Here is a 1,856-nt window from a genome sequence, read left to right on the forward strand (position 1 = left end):
TGATGCAGAGGTGCTGCCGACCTTGCTCAATCCACTGCGGCGTAAGCTGGGACATGTTTATGCGGATGGCGCCTATGACAGCAAAGCCAGCCATCAGCTTATCTCGTGCAAAGGGGCGACAGCCTGTATCCCGCCTCGCAAGAACGCTGGACTCTGGAAAAAGGGGCATCCAAGAAATGAGGCAGTGCTGGTAATGCGCAAGGAAGGGCTGGGGCACTGGAAGAAGATATCGGGGTATCACCGTCGCTCGCTGGCAGAGACGGCAATGTATCGGTTCAAGCAGTTGCTGGCGGGAAAAATCAGTCTGCGTCACTACAACGGCCAAGTGGGAGAAGTCATGGCGTATGTCAGCGCCATAAACAAGCTGAATACACTGGGCATGCCTGTCAGAAAGCCCCGAGTGTAACGGTCACCAGGGGGAGGGGAAGTCATGACTGCTGGCTGATTTGTGAAACAATGCCCCGCTGACCAATTCAGAAGGATCTTTGCTGGGACTGGGTGTTACACTTTCGAATCAAGAGCGTCACTATTAATGAGTGGGTGCAAATTCAATGTGTTACAGCATCCAGCTGCGGTTGAACCGAAATAGTAGCTGTAATCAATCGATAGCTCTCAGAAGTGTTTTGTGCGACAAAAACCTTGAAAACTCCTCGGGAATCGGTGTAAATGCAAGCCGGAATCAGCGTTCATTTTCAATCGGAATAGGTGCTCATTTTCGACCGGAATATGCATAAAGATCCTGCATATGCAAACAGCCACGAATTAGTCCCGAATTGATCACACAGGAATCGTGAATGTCGACCATCAGATTGTTTCATGTCAATGCCTTCAGCCGGGAACCCTTTGGCGGCAACCCGGCAGTGGTGGGGTTGGGGCTGGCCTTGCCGGATGCCGTCCTACAGACCATGGCGGCTGAGTTCAACCTCTCGGAGACTGCCTTTCTGACCCCCCTTGGTTATGCCCATTACCAATTGCGCTGGTTTACTCCCAAGATCGAGGTGGAGCTTTGTGGCCACGGCACCCTGGCAGCAGCCCATGTGCTGTGGCAGACGGGGGCGGTGGCGGCGCACGACATAATTCGCTTCGAGACCCTTAGCGGTGTACTGTTGGCCCGGCGCGAAGAGGAGTGGATCTGGCTCGATTTCCCATGCATCCCACTCACTCCTCTAGCGCTGGATCCAGCCTATGCAGTCGCCCTCGGCTGCCAGCCAGTGCAGACAATGGCGGCAGGTGCCAAGTTCTTGTTTGAGCTGGCCAGTGAAGAGGAGGTGCGAGCGATTTCGCCCGATTTCCACACCCTGCGTACATTGCCCGGTCGCGGTCTGATAGTGACGGCTCCATCGAGTCGCCCGGAGGATGATTTCGTCTCCCGCTATTTTGCCCCCTGGGTCGGGGTGGAAGAAGATCCGGTGACTGGCTCCAACCACTGTGCCTTGATGCCCTTCTGGGCTGAACGGCTTGGCAAACAGCAACTGCGGGCCCGCCAGCTCTCGTCACGGGGTGGGGATCTCAGGCTGGAGTTGCAGGGAGAGCGAGTGCTGATGGCGGGGCTGGCGCTGACCCTGTGGCAGGGTGAGTGGTTGCAGCCCTTGGCATAGCCGATACCCTTATCCCCTCGTTCTGAGCGACATAGCCTAATTTAAGTAGTCATGGGGCGTTGTTGCCCAAATCGATGCCGCTTGAATGGAACTAACTGAGGACTCGGTGATCTGATCACCACCACCCTCTTCAAGTCTGCATCATGGGCACGTCGCTTCACCCCATCACCAACTGGCCTAAATACAACAAGTCTTTGATTAACCGTGGTTCACTCACCTTCTGGGTTGATGCCGAGGCCATGAGCAACTGGTTTCACC

2 protein-coding genes and 1 pseudogene are annotated in these 1,856 nt (G+C 55.3%); all 3 read left to right on the forward strand.

Translation table 11 applies throughout. From position 1 onward, the window contains the following. Nucleotides 1-406, forward strand: a 406-nt coding sequence (locus tag NOM06_RS20745; RefSeq protein ID WP_255913025.1) for an IS5 family transposase, incomplete at its 5' end; no start/stop codon positions are given. 388 nt (nt 407-794) lie between these two features. Continuing rightward, nucleotides 795-1,598 (forward strand): PhzF family phenazine biosynthesis protein, encoded by an 804-nt coding sequence (locus NOM06_RS20750; RefSeq protein ID WP_255913026.1) that lies wholly within the window; start codon nt 795-797, stop codon nt 1,596-1,598. A 143-nt stretch (nt 1,599-1,741) separates the two neighbouring features. Further along, a pseudogene (locus NOM06_RS20755) lies at nt 1,742-1,856 on the forward strand (IS5/IS1182 family transposase); the annotation flags it as partial.

Source organism: Aeromonas sp. JL9 (genome assembly GCF_024436075.1).
In the GTDB taxonomy this organism is placed as follows: Bacteria; Pseudomonadota; Gammaproteobacteria; order Enterobacterales; family Aeromonadaceae; genus Aeromonas; species Aeromonas veronii.